Raw genomic sequence first — 16,156 nt, 5'->3', positions numbered from 1 at the left:
CGTCTGTCATCATCCGGCCGGAGCCCTGACGAGAGCAAGGAGCGAGATGGCCAAGGTCACGTCGTCCGACGACACCACCCCCGCCGTGGGCAAGGCCGGTGTCGAGAAGTCCGGCAAGAACGCCGGGAAGAAGTCGAAGAAGGCGAAGAAGGCGAAGCAGGCCCTCTCCGAGGCCGAGGAGCAGCTTGCGAAGGCGCTCAAGCAGGTCGAGAAGCTGCGGTCGACGGTCGAGCTGCTCGAGGGCAAGCTGGAGAAGTCGAAGGCGAAGTCCCAGCAGTGGAAGACCGAGGCGCGTCAGGAGCGCACCAAGGTGGCCAAGCTCGAGGCGAAGCTGCGACGGGCCAAGCGGGACGCGCCCGTCGACCGACAGCCGCCGGCCGAGCGCGGCGACCTGCCGGTGGACGACCCGTCGGTGCCGGACGCGTCGTGGACCGTCGTGCGGCTGCGGGCCGCGGCCCGTGAGAAGCAGCTCCCGGGCGTCTCGCGCATGAGCAAGGCGGCCCTGCTCGACGCCCTGCGGTCCTGACCCGGCTCTTCGACGCGGGCTGGCGACCAGGAGGCGTCAGCCCGCGCGACGCAGGCTCTGGCTCAGCCGCTCCGCCGCGGCGGCGACCGCCGGCGCGTGCATGCGTCCGGGCTGCCGGGTGAGGCGCTCGAGCGGACCCGACACCGACACGGCCGCCACGACCTTGCCGGAGGGGGAGCGCACGGGGGCCGAGACCGAGCCGACGCCCGGCTCGCGCTCTCCGACGCTCTGGGCCCAGCCGCGTCGGCGCACGGCCGACAGCTCCGCGGCGGAGAACGTCGCCTTGAGCAGGCCCTTGTTCATCCGCTCGGGGTCCTCCCAGGCGAGCAGGATCTGCGCGGCGGACCCGGCGGCCATGGTGAGCTGGCCGCCGACGGGGATCGAGTCGCGCAGGCCGGTGGGCCGGTCGGCCGCGGCGACGCACACACGGAAGTCGCCCTGACGGCGGTACAGCTGGGCCGACTCGCCGGTGATGTCGCGCAGTCGGGCGAGCACCGGGCCGGCGGCTGCCAGCAGCCGGTCCTCACCGGCCGCGGCGGCGAGCTCGCCGAGGCGCGGGCCGAGCACGAAGCGACCCTGCATGTCGCGGGAGACCAGGCGGTGGTGCTCCAGCGCCACGGCGAGGCGGTGCGCGGTCGGACGGGCGAGCCCGGTGGCGGCGACGAGACCGGCCAGGGTGGCGGGGCCCGGCTCGAGGGCGGAGAGCACGAGGGCTGCCTTGTCGAGCACTCCCACACCGCTGGCGTTGTCCATGCCTTGATACTGCCGTATCGCATGGTGAGACGCAAGTGTTATGCTCTCCAGGCGCCGCAGGACGGGCGCACCACGGACCTGGAGACCACGTCAGAGGAGAGATGATCGCGATGGGCAGGACGCTCGCGGAGAAGATCTGGGACGACCACGTCGTCCGCACGGCAGACGGTGAGCCCGACCTCCTCTACATCGACCTCCACCTCATCCACGAGGTCACGAGCCCCCAGGCCTTCGACGGTCTGCGCCTCTCCGGCCGCCCCGTACGTCGTCCCGACCTGACGCTCGCGACCGAGGACCACAACATCCCGACGACGGACCTCGACAAGCCGATCGCCGACCCGGTCTCGCGCACGCAGGTCGAGACGCTGCGTCGCAACGCCGAGGAGTTCGGCGTGCGGCTGCACCCGATGGGCGACATCGACCAGGGCATCGTCCACGTCGTCGGCCCGCAGCTGGGTCTCACCCAGCCGGGCATGACGATCGTCTGCGGCGACTCGCACACGTCGACGCACGGTGCGTTCGGCTCGATCGCCTTCGGCATCGGCACCAGCGAGGTCGAGCACGTGCTGGCCACGCAGTCGCTGTCGCAGGCCAAGCCGAAGATGATGGCGGTGGAGGTCGAGGGCACGCTGCCCGAGGGCTCGACCGCCAAGGACCTGATCCTGGCGCTCATCACGCAGGAGACCACGGGCGGCGGTCAGGGCTACATCGTCGAGTACCGCGGCGAGGCCATCCGCGCGCTCTCCATGGAGGAGCGCATGACGATCTGCAACATGAGCATCGAGTGGGGTGCCAAGGCCGGTCTGATCGCCCCCGACGAGACGACCTTCGCGTACATCCAGGGCCGTCCGCACGCCCCGCAGGGCGAGGCGTGGGACGAGGCCGTGGCCTACTGGCGCGACCTGGTCACCGACGACGACGCCCACTTCGACAAGGTGGTGCGCCTCGACGCCTCGCAGGTCACCCCGTTCGTCACGTGGGGCACGAACCCGGGCCAGGGCGCACCGCTGTCGGCGACCGTTCCCGACCCCGAGAGCTTCGAGGACCCGATCGAGCGTGAGGCCGCCGCCAACGCGCTCGCCTACATGGGGCTGGAGGCCGGCACGCCGCTGCGCGACATCGCCGTCGACACCGTGTTCGTCGGCTCGTGCACCAACGGTCGCATCTCCGACCTGCGTCGAGCGGCCGAGCTGATCAAGGGCCACAAGGTCGCCGACGGCACCCGCATGCTCGTGGTGCCCGGGTCCGTCCGGGTCCGCCTGCAGGCGCAGGAGGAGGGCCTCGACCAGGTGTTCACCGAGGCCGGTGCCGAGTGGCGGGGCGCAGGCTGCTCCATGTGCCTCGGCATGAACCCCGACCAGCTCACGCCGGGCGAGCGCAGTGCCTCGACGTCGAACCGCAACTTCGAGGGCCGCCAGGGCAAGGGCGGCCGGACGCACCTCGTCTCGCCCGACGTCGCGGTCGCCACGGCCGTCCTCGGCCACCTGGCCAGCCCCGCCGACCTCGAGCCCGTCCGCGCGACCGCAGGAGTCTGACCATGGAGAAGTTCACCTCGCACACCGGCGTCGGCGCGCCCCTGCGTCGCAGCAACGTCGACACCGACCAGATCATCCCCGCCGTCTACCTGAAGCGGGTCACCCGCACGGGCTTCGAGGACGGGCTGTTCGCGGCCTGGCGCAACGACCCCGACTTCGTGCTCAACCGCGAGCCCTACCAGCACGCGACCGTCCTGGTCGCCGGCCCCGACTTCGGTACCGGCTCGTCGCGCGAGCACGCCGTGTGGGCGCTGCAGAACTACGGCTTCAAGGCCGTCATCAGCTCGCGGTTCGGCGACATCTTCCGCGGCAACTCGGGCAAGGCGGGTCTGCTGGCCGCGCAGGTCGACGAGAAGGTCGTGCAGCGGCTCTGGGACCTCCTCGAGGAGGAGCCCGGCGCCCAGGTCACCGTCGACCTCGAGTCGCGCACGGTGCGGGCCGGCGAGGGTCCCGATGCGATCGTCGACTCGTTCACGATCGACGACTACACCCGCTGGCGCCTGCTCGAGGGTCTCGACGACATCGCCATCACGCTGTCGCACGACGACGACATCGCGTCCTACGAGCAGCGTCGACCGGCCTTCAAGCCGGCCACGCTCTGACCCACGCGCGCACGTCCGAGCGGCGAGGCGCGGAGATGGCGGCGGCTGGCGCGGTGGTGCGCCGAGCACCCCGAGAGCGCCTGACGGCTCGACACGTGCCGCCCGTCACGTCGCACGGTGACCGCACGTCATAGGGTCGGGCCCATGGATCGTCCCCGGGCACAGCTGCCGCGAGCGACCCGGTGGATCGTGCGGATCCTGCGGCCGTTCCTCATGGTCGTCACCCGGCGCGACTGGCGGGGTGTCGAGAAGCTGCCGCGCGACGGCGGCTACGTGATCGCTCCGAACCACATCTCGCACCTCGACCCCATCCTCATCAGTCACTTCATGGTCGACCAGGGGGTGGCGCCGCGCTTCCTCGCGAAGGACACGCTGTTCTCGGTCAAGGGCCTCGGACCGCTGCTCGCCGGTGCGGAGCAGATTCCCGTACACCGCAGCACCGAGGGTGCCGCGGAGTCGTTGCGCTCGGCCGTGGCCGCGGTCGAGGAGGGCAAGGTCATCTCGATCTACCCCGAGGGCACCATCACCCGCGACCCCGACCTCTGGCCGATGAGTGGGCGCACCGGGGCGGTCCGGGTGGCCCTCGCCACCGGCCGTCCGCTCGTGCCGCTCGCTCAGTGGGGCGCGCAGCGCATCCTCTGGCCGTACACGAAGCTCCCGCGGTTCCTGCCGCGCAAGACGATCCACGTCGTGGTGGGCGATCCGGTCGACCTGTCCGACCTCGTCGGCCTGCCGATCACCGAGGACGTCCTGCGCACGGCCACCGACCGGCTGATGGACACGCTGACCGCCATGGTCGGCGAGATCCGCGGCGAGCTTCCGAGCGGCCCTCGGATCGACGTGCACACGCTCGCCGCCCCCCGGACCGCGTACCGTGCACCGACCGACGCGACCGACGACGTCGCCTCTCCAGCCGACCCCGCCCCGTCCGGCGCGGACGACACCCCGAAGGAGCCGTGATGGCCAGGACCGCCGTGATGGGAGCAGGATCGTGGGGCACCGCGTTCGCGCTGGTGCTGGCCGACGCGGGCAACGACGTGCGTCTCTGGGGCCGCCGCGCCGAGCTGTGCGACGCGATCAACGCGACGCACGAGAACGCCGACTACCTGCCCGGCATCGCGCTCCCGGAGACCATCCGCGCCACCCACGACCCGCGCGAGGCGCTCGCCGACGCGGAGGTGGTGGTGCTCGCCGTGCCGTCGCAGCAGCTGCGCGCCAACCTCGGCGACTGGGGCGACGCGATCGACGACGCCGCGGTGATGGTCAGCCTGATGAAGGGCGTCGAGCTCGGCACGCACCTGCGGATGAGCGAGGTGGTGGCCGAGCTGACCGGTGCCGGTCCCGAGCGCATCGCCGTGGTCACCGGCCCGAACCTCGCGAAGGAGATCGCCCGGCGGGAGCCGGCGGCCAGCGTGGTGGCGTGCGCCGACCAGGCCGTCGCCGAGCGGCTGCAGAAGCTGTGCCACACGGCGGCGTTCCGCCCCTACACGAACACCGACGTCATCGGCTGCGAGCTCGGCGGCACCACGAAGAACGTGATCGGCCTGGCCGTCGGCGTGTGCATCGGTCTCGGCTTCGGCGACAACACGAAGGCGTCGGTGATCACGCGCGGTCTCGCCGAGACCGCACGGCTCGGCGTCGCGATCGGGGCCGACCCGCTGACCTTCTCGGGGCTCGCCGGCATGGGCGACCTGGTGGCCACCTGCTCGTCGCCGTTGTCGCGTAACCGCACCTTCGGCGAGAAGCTCGGCCAGGGCCTGAGCGTCGAGGAGGTGACGGCGCAGACCCGTCAGGTCGCCGAGGGCGTCAAGTCGTGCCGCTCCGTCGCGGAGCTCGCCGCCGCCCACGACGTGGACATGCCGATCGTCGCCCACGTCGCGGCGCTCATCGCGGGCGAGATGGACCCCGAGGCGCTCGTGAAGGCGCTCATCTCGCGCGAGGCCAAGCCCGAGGTCCGCTGACCCTCGCGTCGCCCTGTGCGGGCGTCAGATCGCCGCGAGGGACCGCTCGACGTCGTACCAGATGTCCTCGACGTCCTCGATGCCCACCGAGAGACGCACGAGCGCCTCGGGCACCACGGCGGGCTCCGCCGCGTGACGGCGACGTCGCTCCCAGGTGGACTCCACGCCGCCGAGGCTCGTGGCGTGGGTGATGACGTCGGACTGCTCGGTGACCTTCTGCGCCATGTCCGGTCCGCCCTGCACCTCGAAGGACAGGATGGTGCCCCAGCCGGGGTAGCGGATGCCGGAGACCACCGACGACGACTGCAGACGTCGGGCGATCTCGCGCGCGTTCGCCTCCGCGCGGTCGAGGCGCACGTGCAGCGTGCGGATGCCGCGGGTGGCGAGCCAGCACTCCATCGCGCCGGGGATGGCGCCGAGGTTCGCGCGGCGGGCCTCGATGGCGCGGTGCGCCCGGGGGTTGCCCGTGACGACGGCGCCGAGGATCACGTCGCTGTGCCCGGAGATGAGCTTGGAGGCCGAGTGCACGACGAAGTCGGCGCCCAGCTCGAGCGGCTTCTGGCGCAGCGGCGTCGCGAACGTGTTGTCGACGGCGACCGCCGTGCCGGCGCGCGCCGCCTCGGCGGCGATGTGCTCGACGTCGGCGACCTCCAGCAGCGGGTTGGTGGGCGACTCCAGCCAGACGAGTGCGGCGTCGTCGGCGGCGTCGACCACGGCCTGGGTGTCGGTGACGTCGACGAGCCGCAGGTCGATGAGTCCGCGTCGGGCGCGCTCGCGCAGCTGCACCAGCGTGCCGGAGTAGGCGCCGGCGGGGGCGACCACGGCCGCGCGGGCGGGCACGAGGTCGAACACGGCCGCGCAGGCCGCCTGACCCGACGCGAACGCGAGGGCGCGACCGCCCTCCAGGGCTCCCAGCACCTCCTCGAACGCGGTCCACGCCGGGTTGCCGTGACGTCCGTACTCGGACTCGCCGCCGGGGACGAGGGCGCTGGCCAGCGTGATCGGCGCGTTCAGCGGGGCCCCCGGGGTGCGAGCAGGACGCCCGGCTCCGACGGCGATGGTCGACGACGAGAGCTCGGGTCCGTGCATGACCTCCATTGTGCAGGCCGCCGCCGACACAGCCCAGGGGCCGAGGGCCTCTTCCGCCGTGACATGTTCCATAGGCTCCCGCGGCACGTCGCCGACGCGGGCTAGGCTGACGGGCGATGAACGAGACCTCCAGCACCGTGCCCGCCCGTCCCCGGGTCGTCGTCCTGTTCGGCGGGCGTTCCAGTGAGCACGGGGTCTCCTGCCTCACCGCACGCAACGTCGTCGCGGTCGTGGACCGCGAGCGCTACGACGTCCTCACCGTGGGCATCACGCCCGACGGTCGCTGGGTGCGCGACGACCTCTCCGCCCCGGTGCCGGCGAGCGGACTGCCCGAGGTGGCCGTCGACGGCGAGCCGTTCGCGTGGGAGGAGCTGCGCGACGTCGACGTCGTGCTGCCGCTGCTGCACGGGCCGTGGGGCGAGGACGGCACGGTGCAGGGTCTGCTCGAGGTCGCGGGCGTCCGCTACGTGGGGGCTGGGGTGCTGGCCAGCGCGGTCGGCATGGACAAGCCGTTCACCAAGACGGTGTTCGCGGCCGCCGGCCTGCCGCAGATCCCGTACGTGACGATCCTGCCCGCCCAGTGGGACACCGAGCGCGACAAGGTGCTCGCGCGGGTCGGCGCACTCGGACTGCCCGTGTTCGTCAAGCCGGCCCGGGCCGGGTCGAGCTCGGGCGTCACCAAGGTCGACGACGCCGGGTTCCTCGTCGAGGCGGTCGAGGCCGCCCGCAAGCACGACCCCAAGGTGATCGTCGAGGCCGCCGCGGTCAACAAGCGCGAGCTCGAGGTCGGCGTCATCCAGCAGCCCGACGGCACGCCCCTCGCGAGCGTCGTCGGCGAGGTCCGCAACGACGACACCACGCACGACTTCTACGACTTCGAGGCGAAGTACCTCGACGGCACGAGCGTCAACCTGGTGCCCGCCGACATCTCCGACGTCTTCGCCGCCCGCATCCGCGACTACGCCGTGAAGGCCTTCACCGCCATCGGTGGCGAGGGCCTGGCCCGCGTCGACTTCTTCGCCACCGACTCCGCCCCCGACGGCCTCGTCATCAACGAGATCAACACGATGCCCGGCTTCACGTCGACGTCGATGTTCCCCGTCCTCTGGGAGGCCACCGGCATCAGCTACGCCGAGCTCGTCGACCGCCTGCTCCAGCTCGCCCTCCGACGTTCGCCCGGGCTGCGCTGACGGGGTTCGTTGTCGTCCTCGTCGTCGCCCTGCGGCTGCGTGGGCTGCGATGGTCGTCGGCCTGCGGGTGCGCTGCTTCGGCTGGTGCTGGGTGTGGTCTCCGAAAGGGCTTCGACCGGGCGGCTGGGTGGCGCGGCGGCTCGGGTTCTCGGGCCGTGGCCTTCGTTGGACGCAAGATTCTGCGTTCGTGCGTTGGAGTGCCGAGCCTTCTGCGTTCCCTACGGGATCCCGTCACCAACGCAGAAACGTTGGGCCCGAGCGCACGAAGGGAGAATCTTGGTTGCCCTTGGGGGTGGGGTGGGCAGCGCTTCTCCCTTCTCGTGGCACGGTCCACGGGAAGGGAGAAGCACTGCCACCTCTGACCCCGTGGGCGGTGGATCTGCCACCTGTAGAGCGCTGAGAAGGTGGCAGATCCACCGATGGCCCGCGCAAACGAGAATCTTGCGCCCATTGCGAGCCACAGCCCGAGAACAGAGCCGCCGCGCCACCCAGCCACCCGGTCGAGGCCCTTTCGGTACGCAGGTCGAGTCGAAGCCGCACCGACGCAGCCCCACCTCGAGCGGAAGCCGAGCCGCCGCGACGTCAGCCCTGGCAGCGCCGCTCGGCGGGGACGTGCTTCTCGATGCTGGCGGCGAGGTCGATGAGGACGTCGGAGGCGGGGTCGTGCACGGCGGGGACGTCGACCTCGACGTTGACGCGACGGTAGACGGTCGTGAAGCGGAAGCCGTCGGCGGTCTGCTCGCCGAACCAGTCGACGTCGTCGAAGGTGGCGCACTGCGACGTCGGCTCGAAGGCGTCGGGCGTGGCGACGCCGCAGCGCAGGACGACGGGCGGGTCGCCCCAGGCGGCGGCGGGCACGTCCTGGTCCAGGCCACGCCTGTCGAGGCCGCCGACCGACGTGGGGAGGTCGGCGAGGAGTGCCTGGCAGTCGACGTCGGTGCCTGGCTCGGTCGGGTAGGCGTCGACGAGCACACCGCTCCCGCAGGCGCTCAGCGGGACCACGACGAGGGCGGCGGCCAGCAGGCCGGCGCGACGGGTCAGATCTTGACGACGGGGCACGTCAGCGTGCGGGTGATGCCGGCGACCTTCTGCACGCTCTGGACGACGAGCGTGCCGAGCTGGTCCATCGACGGACCTTCCGCACGGACGATCACGTCGTACGGGCCGGTGACGTCCTCGGACACGGTGACGCCGGGGATCGCGGCGATCTCCTGCGCGACCTGGGCGGCCTTGCCGACCTCGGTCTGGACGAGGATGTAGGCGTGGACCGTCATGAGGACCTCCTGCTCGGGAACCTCGACACCATAGCCGACCACGCCGGTGTCCCGGCGTCCGGCTGGTCCACAATGGACGGGTGCCAGCGCAGCAGCAGGGCCCGGGGCCCGGGACGGTGTCCGACGTCGGCGAGTTCGGCCTGATCGACCGGGTCACGGAGGCCGGTGGCACGTCCGACCGGGTGCTCATCGGGCCCGGCGACGACGCCGCCCACGTCCGCACCGCCGACGGCACGTTCGTCGTCTCCACCGACCTGCTCGTGGAGGGTCGGCACTTCCGACGCGACTGGTCGACGGCCCTGGAGATCGGGCGGAAGGCCGCCGCGGCGAACCTGTCCGACGTGAACGCGATGGGCGGCGTGGCCACCGCGCTCACCGTGGGGCTCGGCGTCCCCGCCGACACGCCGTCGGCATGGGTCGTGGAGCTCGCGAAGGGCTTCGAGCAGGAGGCGGCCGTGGTCGGCGCGCACGTCGTCGGCGGCGACATGACGGCCAGCGACGTGGTCGTCGTGGCCGTGACGGTCATGGGCGACGCGCCGCGTCCGGTCCGACGCTCCGGCGCGCTGCCCGGCGACGTGGTGGCGGTGGCCGGACGCCTCGGCTGGTCCGCGGCCGGTCTCGCGACCTTGGGCCGCGGCTTCCGCTCCCCGAAGGCGGTGGTCGACGCGCACCGCGTGCCGACGCCCCCGTACTGGGCCGGCCGAGCAGCGGCCGACGCGGGCGCGACGGCCATGATCGACGTGAGCGACGGCCTGCTGGCCGACCTCGGCCACGTGGCACGCGCCAGCGGCGTCGTCGTCGACCTCCGCACGTCGGCGCTGACGATCGACGCCCCGCTCCTGACCGTCGGTGAGGCGCTCGGCCTCGACCCGCTCTCGCTCGTCCTGACCGGTGGCGAGGACTACGCGCTTGCCGCGACGTTCAGCGCGCCCACGGTGCTGCCCGACGGCTGGACGGTCGTCGGCGAGGTGCGCGACGTGCCCGAGGGCGCCAGGCCGACAGTGCTGGTCGACGGCGCGACGTGGGAGGGCGAGCCGGGCTGGCGTCACTGGCGCTGACCCGCGCCCCGGCGCGCCGTGCCGCCTCACCGCTCGGCTACGAAAGCGGTGCGACGCCGTCCTGGATGCGCGGGAACGGCCGCGCGGCCTCCAGCTCGTACGACAGCTCCAGCAGCAGACGCTCCTGGCCGTGCAGGGCCTGCAGCTGCACGCCGATCGGCAGTCCGTCGCCGGTGCGGCCGAGCGGCAGCGACACGGCGGGCGTCCCGGTGGCGTTGTTCAACGGCGTGAACGCGGCGTAGCGGACGAGTCGGTCGAACATCTCCGGGAACGGCTGGTTCGGCGACAGGTGACCGAGGCGCGGCGTCGTGTGCGCGACCGTGGGGGAGAGGGCAGCGTCGAGCCGGTGCTCAGCGAAGTGCGCGCGCACCACGTGCTCGGAGCGCCTGAGCGCACGGATGGTGCGGGGCAGCCGCCAGAACGACCGCGCGAACCGCGCGGCGAGGAACCGGGTGAGCGGGTCGGTCGCGGTCTTGTCGAACTGCGGGTGCATCACGCGCCGACCGAAGTGCTGGGTCGAGAACGCGAGCATGGCCCAGTAGTGCGTGAACGCGTCGACGAACGTGTCGTCGGCGGGCAGTGGCACCTCGACGACGTCGTGCCCGAGCGACGTCAGCAGCTCGGCGGTGGCGAGCACGGCGGCGCGCGTGTCGGCGTCGGTGGGGGTGTCGGTGAGCGAGTCGAGGACGAGCCCGACGCGCAGCCGCCGCGCCGACGGCCCCTCCACGAGACCCACCGGCGGCAGACCGGGGGCCGTGCGGTGCGCCTCGGCCGCGGCCAGGAAGTGGGCGGTGTCGCGGACGGTCCGGGTGAGGACGCCGTTGCAGACGACGTCGACCGGCAGCTGCGCCGCGTGCACGTCGGGCGCGAGCCGACCTCGCGTGGGCTTCAGTCCGACGAGCCCGCAGGCCGCGGCGGGGATGCGGATCGACCCGCCGCCGTCGTTGGCGTGCGCGATCGGCACGACGCCCGACGCCACGAGCGCGGCGGCACCGCCCGACGACGCACCGCTGGAGAACGCGGTGTCCCAGGGGTTCCGCGTGGGGTCCCACTCGTCGAACTCGGTGCTGGCGCTCCAGCCGAACTCCGGCAACGACGACTTGCCCAGCGGCACGAGCCCGGCCGCGCGCAGCTGGGTCGTGAACGGCGCGTCGGCCGCGGCGGGGACGTCGGGCATGGCCCGCGACCCCTGACGGGTCGCCAGGCCCGCGACGTCGGTGTTGTCCTTGACGTACGTGGGAACCCCGGCGAGGCGGCCGGTGAGCGGACCTGCGGCCAGCCTCAGCGCACGCTCGACGTCGTCGACGACGATCGCGTCGAGGTGCGGCTCCACGCACGCAGCGCGGTCGACGGCTGCCTGAGCAGCGTCGACCGCGCTGATGTCGCCGCGACGGATCGCGGCTGCCAGGGCGACGGCGTCGAGCTCACCTAGCGCGTCGTCGCCGAAGGCGTGGACCTGCCTCAGCGGCTGACCTTGCCGGCCTTGAGGCACGACGTGCAGACGTTGAGGCGCTTGGGCGTGCCGTCGACGACGGCGCGCACGCGCTGGATGTTGGGGTCGAAACGACGCTTCGTGCGTCGGTGCGAGTGGGACACGTTGTGGCCGAAGCCGGGTCCCTTGGTGCACACGTCACAGACCGCTGCCACAGCGACCACTCCTGCAAGCTCGAGAACGGGGTTCGTCGGACGACGAACGTACGAAAGGTGTGCCCGGGGAACGGGCAACCACGTAAGGATAGCCGATGCCCCGGCGGCGGGGCCAATCGCCCTCGCGGTGCCCGGCGCCACGTCGGTGGCCCACGCTAACCTGCCCCCATGGTCCTGCGCCTGCGAGCCGACGCCTTCCGCGCGTGGACGCAGCTCTGCGTGCAGGCGCTGTCCACGGCACGGGCTGAGATCGACGCCCTCAACGTGTTCCCCGTGCCCGACGGCGACACCGGCACGAACGCCTACCTGACCTTCGTCGCGGGTGCCGACGCCGTCGCGGCGCTGCCCGACGACGTCGTGCTGCCCGACCTGGTGAAGGCGCACACCGACGGCCTGCTCATGGGCGCCAAGGGCAACAGCGGCGTGATCCTGTCCCAGCTCGTCCGGGCGGTCTTCGGCGACCTCGACCTCGGCGCCGAGGTCCGCGCCGACGACGTCGCGCACGCGTTCCGCGCCGCCTCCGACGCCGCGCATGCCGCCGTGGGCCGACCCGTGGAGGGCACGATCCTGTCCGTCGCGCGGGCCGCCGCCGACGGAGCGCAGGACGCCGTCGAGTCCGGTGCCGAGGCGCGCGACGTCTTCGCCCTGGCGGCCGCGTCGGCGCGCGTGGCCCTGGAGCGCACCCCCGAGCAGCTCGCGCGGCTCGCAGAGGCCGGCGTCGTCGACGCCGGGGGACGCGCCCTCGTGGTCGTGCTCGACGCCACCGAGCGCGCGCTCACGGGCCGGGCGCCCACCCCTGCCGCGCAGCACGTCCCCACACCGCTGGCCGCGTCGGGCGACGACTTCGTCGAGGGCGGTCCGGCGTACGAGGTCATGTACCTCCTCGACGCCGAGGAGAGCGAGATCCCGGCGCTGCGGCACACGCTCGACGCGCTGGGCGACTCGCTGGTGGTCGTCGGCGGCGACCGGCTCTGGAACGTCCACGTCCACGTCGACGACGTCGGTGCCGCCATCGAGGCGGGTCTGCAGGCCGGTCGGCCCTACCGCATCGCCGTCACGCACTTCGCCGACCAGGTCGCGCGGCAGCAGGGTCGGCAACGGTCGGGCCGGGCCGTGGTCGTCGCCGCCACGGGTGCGGGGCTGGCCGACCTCTGCCGCGAGGCCGGCGCCCACGTGCTCGAGTTCACGCGCGATCGCCCGGTCGACGTCGCCACGATGCTCGAGACCCTGCGCGGCCTCGACGCCGAGGAGGTCGTGGTGCTGCCGAACAACCAGCGCTACGTCGGCCTGTTCGACGCCGCCGCCAAGCAGGTCAGGGCCGACGGCGTCCGCGTCGCGGTCATCCCCACCCACGCGCAGGTGCAGGGGCTCGCGGCCCTGGCCGTCCACGACCCCGGCCGCGACTTCGACGAGGACGTCGTCGCCATGTCGAGCGCGGCGGCGCACACCCAGCACGGCGCCGTCACCGTCGCGGTCGAGCCGGGCATCACCATGGCCGGACCCTGCGAGGCCGGCGACGTGCTCGGCGTCGTGTCGGGAGACTTCGCGGTCGTCGGCTCCGACGTCGCCGAGGTGGCCGACGCGGTGCTCGACCGGCTGCTCTCGCCCACCGCGGAGCTCGTCACCCTCGTCGTCGGCGACGGCGCCGACCACACGGTCGCGCAGACGCTGTCGCGCCGGCTGCGCGAGGAGCGGGTCGACGTCGACGTCGTCGTGTACGAGGGCGGCCAGGAGAACTACCCGCTGTTCGTGGCGGTCGAGTAAGGGGTGCGGTCGTGACCACCAGTCCCGCGGCGACGCCGGGTCCCACGAACCCGCCGGAGCGTCGGCTGCGCTCCGTCGTGGGCGACGCGACGGCCAAGAAGCTCGCGACCCTCGGCCTGGAGACCATCGACGACCTCCTGCGGCACTACCCACGGCGCTACGTGTCGCTGGGGGAGATGACCGACCTCGCGTCGTTGCAGGTCGGGCAGTACGCCACCGTCATGGCGCGCGTCGTCGAGGCGGTCAACAAGCGGTTCGGCCCCGGCGGTCGCAAGACGCGCACCGAGGTGACGCTCACCGACGGCAACGCCCGGCTGACGCTCACCTTCTTCTCCCAGCCGTGGCGCCAGGCCCAGCTGACCCCCGGCACGGTCGGCCTGTTCGCGGGCGAGGTGGGTCAGTTCAACGGCCGGCTCCAGCTGACGCACCCCCTCTACGAGCCGCTCGAGGGCCCCGACGCGCTGGAGGGCCGGATCGCGCGCGGCATCATCCCGATCTACCGGGCGAGCGCGAAGATCCCGTCGCTCGCCATCGAGCGCTCCGTCGAGACGGTGCTGCCCGTCGCCGACGTCGAGGACCCGCTTCCGCAGGACGTCCGCGCCGACCGGGGGCTCCCGTCCGCCGACGTCGCGTTCGAGATGATCCACCGTCCCCGCTCGGACCAGCAGTGGCGCACCGCCCGCGACAGCTTCCGCTTCGAGGAGGCGTTCGTCCTGCAGACGGTGTTCGCGCAGCGCCGTCACGCGGCGCTCGGGCAGACCGCGGTGCCGCGTCGTCGGCGCTCGGGCGGTCTGCGCGACGCCTTCGAGCAGCAGCTGCCGTTCACGCTCACCGACGGGCAGCGTGCGGTGGTCGCGGAGATCGAGGCCGACCTCGCGCGCGAGCACCCCATGCACCGGCTGCTGCAGGGCGAGGTCGGCTCGGGCAAGACCGTCGTCGCGCTGCTGGCGATGCTCCAGGTCGTCGACGACGGCGCGCAGGCCGTGCTGCTGGCGCCCACCGAGGTGCTGGCCGCCCAGCACCACCGCGGCATCACGGCCATGCTGGGGGCGCTCGCCGAGGGCGGCATGCTCGGGGGAGCCGCGGAGGGCACCCGCGTCCGGCTCCTGACGGGCTCGATGGGCGCCAAGGCCCGCAAGGAGGCGCTGCTCGACGCCGCGTCGGGTGCGGCGGGCATCGTCGTCGGCACCCACGCGGTGCTGCAGGAGACCGTCCAGCTCGCCGAGCTCGGCCTGCTCGTCGTCGACGAGCAGCACCGCTTCGGCGTCGAGCAGCGTGCCGTGCTCGTCGACCGCTACGACACCAAGCCGCACGTGCTGGTCATGACCGCGACGCCGATCCCGCGCACGATCGCCATGACCGTGTTCGGCGACCTCGAGACGTCCACGCTCAGCGAGCTGCCGGGCGGACGTCAGCCCATCCAGACCACCGTCGTCCCGGCCGCCGAACGCCCCGACTGGCTCGCGCGGGCGTGGGACCGGGTGCGCGAGGAGGTCGCCGACGGTCGTCAGGCGTACGTCGTGGTCTCGCGCATCGGCGATGGCGACAAGGAGGCGGGGGAGAGGGCGGATCCCGAGGGCCCGCCCACACGGTCGCTGGTCGACCTGCACGAGGAGCTCGCGGCCGGGCCGCTCGCGGGGCTGCGCCTCGGGATGTTGCACGGACGCCAGCACCCGGACGAGAAGGACGCCACGATGACGGCCTTCGCGCGGGGCGAGATCGACGTGCTCGTCGCGACGACCGTCGTCGAGGTCGGCGTCGACGTCCCCAACGCCACCGTCATGGTCGTCGTCGACGCCGAGCGGTTCGGCGTGTCCCAGCTGCACCAGCTGCGCGGTCGCGTCGGCCGAGGCGGGCACGCGGGGCTCTGCCTGCTGGTCACCTCCGCGGAGGACGGCTCGCCGTCGCGGGAGCGTCTCGACGCCGTCGCCTCCACGTCCGACGGGTTCGCCCTGTCGCGACTCGACGCCGAGCAGCGCCGCGAGGGCGACGTGCTGGGCGCGGCGCAGTCGGGGGTGCGCAGCAGCCTGCGGCTGCTCTCGGTCGTCAAGGACGAACAGGTCATCGCCGACGCCCGCGAGGCGGCTACCGCGTTCGTCGAGGCCGACCCGGAGCTGACGACCGCGCCCGACCTGCGGGCCGCGGTCGAGCGCCTCGAGCAGTCGCAGCAGGCCGACTACCTGGAGCGCACGTGACCCGGGTGATCGCCGGGCGCTGGGGCGGTCGACGTCTGCGCACGCCACCGGGCGACGGCACCCGCCCGACGTCGGACCGCGTCAGGGAGTCGCTCTTCTCCTCGCTGCAGTCGCTGTTCGGTGGCCTCGACGGGGTCCGCGTGCTCGACGTATACGCCGGGTCCGGGGCCCTGGCGCTGGAGGCGCTCTCGCGAGGGGCGGCGTCGGCCGACCTCGTCGAGTCCGACCGGCGCGCCGCCCAGGTGGCGCAGCAGAACGCGCGCGAGCTGGGGGCCGAGGCCACCGTGCACCGCACGAGCGCCGCGTCCTTCGCCGCCTCCGCCGCCGGCCCCTACGACCTGGTGATGCTCGACCCGCCCTACGCGGTGGCCACCGACGACGTCGCCGCCGTGGTCGCGGCCCTCGCCCCGTCGCTCTCCGACGACGCCGTGGTCGTCGTCGAGCGGTCCACGCGCACGCCGTTCACGTGGCCCGCGGGGTTCGAGGGGTTCCGCGACCGCGCCCACGGCGAGACCACCGTGTGGTTCGGTGCCCGCTCCGAGGAGTCCTGATAGCGTCGCCG

General features: G+C 73.0%; 16 protein-coding genes. 10 read left to right on the top strand and 6 right to left on the bottom strand.

All coding sequences use genetic code 11. The annotated features are described in order from the left end of the window. Window positions 1–46 precede the first annotated feature (46 nt). Complete coding sequence (locus tag A6Q81_RS02790) at window positions 47–526, top strand: hypothetical protein (protein WP_286689457.1); 480 nt, start codon at window positions 47–49, stop codon at window positions 524–526. Window positions 527–562: 36 nt separating this feature from the next. Here A6Q81_RS02790 and A6Q81_RS02785 read toward each other — a convergent pair whose 3' ends face one another. Further along, complete coding sequence (locus A6Q81_RS02785; protein ID WP_055965411.1) at window positions 563–1,279, bottom strand: IclR family transcriptional regulator; 717 nt, start codon at window positions 1,277–1,279, stop codon at window positions 563–565. Window positions 1,280–1,389: 110 nt separating this feature from the next. Here A6Q81_RS02785 and leuC point away from each other — a divergent pair, with 110 nt between their 5' ends. The 4 genes from leuC to A6Q81_RS02765 all read left to right on the top strand — a co-directional run bounded on the left by leuC (window position 1,390) and on the right by A6Q81_RS02765 (window position 5,377). Then, the gene (gene leuC / locus A6Q81_RS02780; RefSeq protein ID WP_067861683.1) at window positions 1,390–2,814 is read left to right on the top strand and encodes a 3-isopropylmalate dehydratase large subunit; all 1,425 of its coding nucleotides are present in this window, start codon (window positions 1,390–1,392) and stop codon (window positions 2,812–2,814) included. A 2-nt stretch (window positions 2,815–2,816) separates the two neighbouring features. Continuing rightward, window positions 2,817–3,416, top strand: coding sequence for a 3-isopropylmalate dehydratase small subunit (leuD, locus tag A6Q81_RS02775; protein ID WP_286689456.1), 600 nt, complete (start codon window positions 2,817–2,819; stop codon window positions 3,414–3,416). A 144-nt stretch (window positions 3,417–3,560) separates the two neighbouring features. Beyond that, window positions 3,561–4,376, top strand: coding sequence for a lysophospholipid acyltransferase family protein (locus tag A6Q81_RS02770; protein ID WP_286689455.1), 816 nt, complete (start codon window positions 3,561–3,563; stop codon window positions 4,374–4,376). Next, complete coding sequence (locus A6Q81_RS02765; RefSeq protein WP_286689454.1) at window positions 4,376–5,377, top strand: NAD(P)H-dependent glycerol-3-phosphate dehydrogenase; 1,002 nt, start codon at window positions 4,376–4,378, stop codon at window positions 5,375–5,377. Before A6Q81_RS02770 ends, A6Q81_RS02765 begins: the two co-directional genes overlap by 1 nt. A 24-nt stretch (window positions 5,378–5,401) precedes the next feature. Here A6Q81_RS02765 and A6Q81_RS02760 read toward each other — a convergent pair whose 3' ends face one another. Then, on the bottom strand, window positions 5,402–6,466 hold the full coding sequence (locus A6Q81_RS02760; RefSeq protein WP_286689453.1) for a trans-sulfuration enzyme family protein: 1,065 nt from the start codon (window positions 6,464–6,466) through the stop codon (window positions 5,402–5,404). A gap of 116 nt (window positions 6,467–6,582) precedes the next feature. On the opposite strand from A6Q81_RS02760, the gene A6Q81_RS02755 reads away from it, so the two are divergent. Continuing rightward, entirely contained in the window at window positions 6,583–7,656 is a 1,074-nt protein-coding gene (locus A6Q81_RS02755; RefSeq protein WP_286689452.1) for a D-alanine--D-alanine ligase family protein, read from the top strand. 582 nt (window positions 7,657–8,238) lie between these two features. On the opposite strand, the gene A6Q81_RS02750 is transcribed toward A6Q81_RS02755, so the two are convergent. Together A6Q81_RS02750 and A6Q81_RS02745 are read right to left on the bottom strand one after the other, a co-directional pair. Continuing rightward, the gene (locus A6Q81_RS02750) at window positions 8,239–8,715 is read right to left on the bottom strand and encodes a DUF3515 domain-containing protein (protein WP_286689451.1); all 477 of its coding nucleotides are present in this window, start codon (window positions 8,713–8,715) and stop codon (window positions 8,239–8,241) included. Continuing rightward, entirely contained in the window at window positions 8,694–8,930 is a 237-nt protein-coding gene (locus A6Q81_RS02745) for an Lrp/AsnC family transcriptional regulator (protein WP_067861677.1), read from the bottom strand. The genes A6Q81_RS02750 and A6Q81_RS02745 overlap by 22 nt, the downstream gene beginning before the upstream one ends. Before the next feature lie 80 nt (window positions 8,931–9,010). Here A6Q81_RS02745 and A6Q81_RS02740 point away from each other — a divergent pair, with 80 nt between their 5' ends. After that, window positions 9,011–9,988 carry a thiamine-phosphate kinase gene (locus A6Q81_RS02740; RefSeq protein WP_286689450.1) on the top strand — a complete coding sequence of 326 codons (978 nt, stop codon included), beginning with the start codon at window positions 9,011–9,013 and terminating at the stop codon, window positions 9,986–9,988. Window positions 9,989–10,025: 37 nt separating this feature from the next. Here the strand turns inward: A6Q81_RS02740 and A6Q81_RS02735 are convergent, their stop codons facing one another. Beyond that, entirely contained in the window at window positions 10,026–11,480 is a 1,455-nt protein-coding gene (locus A6Q81_RS02735; protein ID WP_236749728.1) for an amidase, read from the bottom strand. Further along, window positions 11,450–11,635, bottom strand: a complete 186-nt coding sequence (gene rpmB, locus A6Q81_RS02730) for a 50S ribosomal protein L28 (protein WP_055965440.1) — start codon at window positions 11,633–11,635, stop codon at window positions 11,450–11,452. Before rpmB ends, A6Q81_RS02735 begins: the two co-directional genes overlap by 31 nt. Before the next feature lie 168 nt (window positions 11,636–11,803). Between rpmB and A6Q81_RS02725 the strand changes: the two genes are divergently transcribed. Genes A6Q81_RS02725 through rsmD form a run of 3 tightly spaced genes read left to right on the top strand, consistent with a single transcriptional unit; the run spans window position 11,804 to window position 16,145 of the window. Beyond that, entirely contained in the window at window positions 11,804–13,399 is a 1,596-nt protein-coding gene (locus A6Q81_RS02725; protein ID WP_286689449.1) for a DAK2 domain-containing protein, read from the top strand. Window positions 13,400–13,410: 11 nt separating this feature from the next. Further along, a complete protein-coding gene (locus tag A6Q81_RS02720; protein WP_286689448.1) occupies window positions 13,411–15,594 on the top strand; it encodes an ATP-dependent DNA helicase RecG in 2,184 nt (727 codons plus the stop codon). Further along, window positions 15,591–16,145, top strand: coding sequence for a 16S rRNA (guanine(966)-N(2))-methyltransferase RsmD (gene rsmD / locus A6Q81_RS02715; protein WP_286689447.1), 555 nt, complete (start codon window positions 15,591–15,593; stop codon window positions 16,143–16,145). Before A6Q81_RS02720 ends, rsmD begins: the two co-directional genes overlap by 4 nt. Window positions 16,146–16,156 lie beyond the last annotated feature (11 nt).

This window comes from Aeromicrobium sp. REDSEA-S38_B2, assembly GCF_001628525.1.
GTDB classification, from domain to species: domain Bacteria; phylum Actinomycetota; class Actinomycetes; order Propionibacteriales; family Nocardioidaceae; genus Aeromicrobium; species Aeromicrobium erythreum.
Note: the sequence above shows the minus strand (reverse complement) of the source record. Positions and strands in the feature narration are given on the sequence as shown.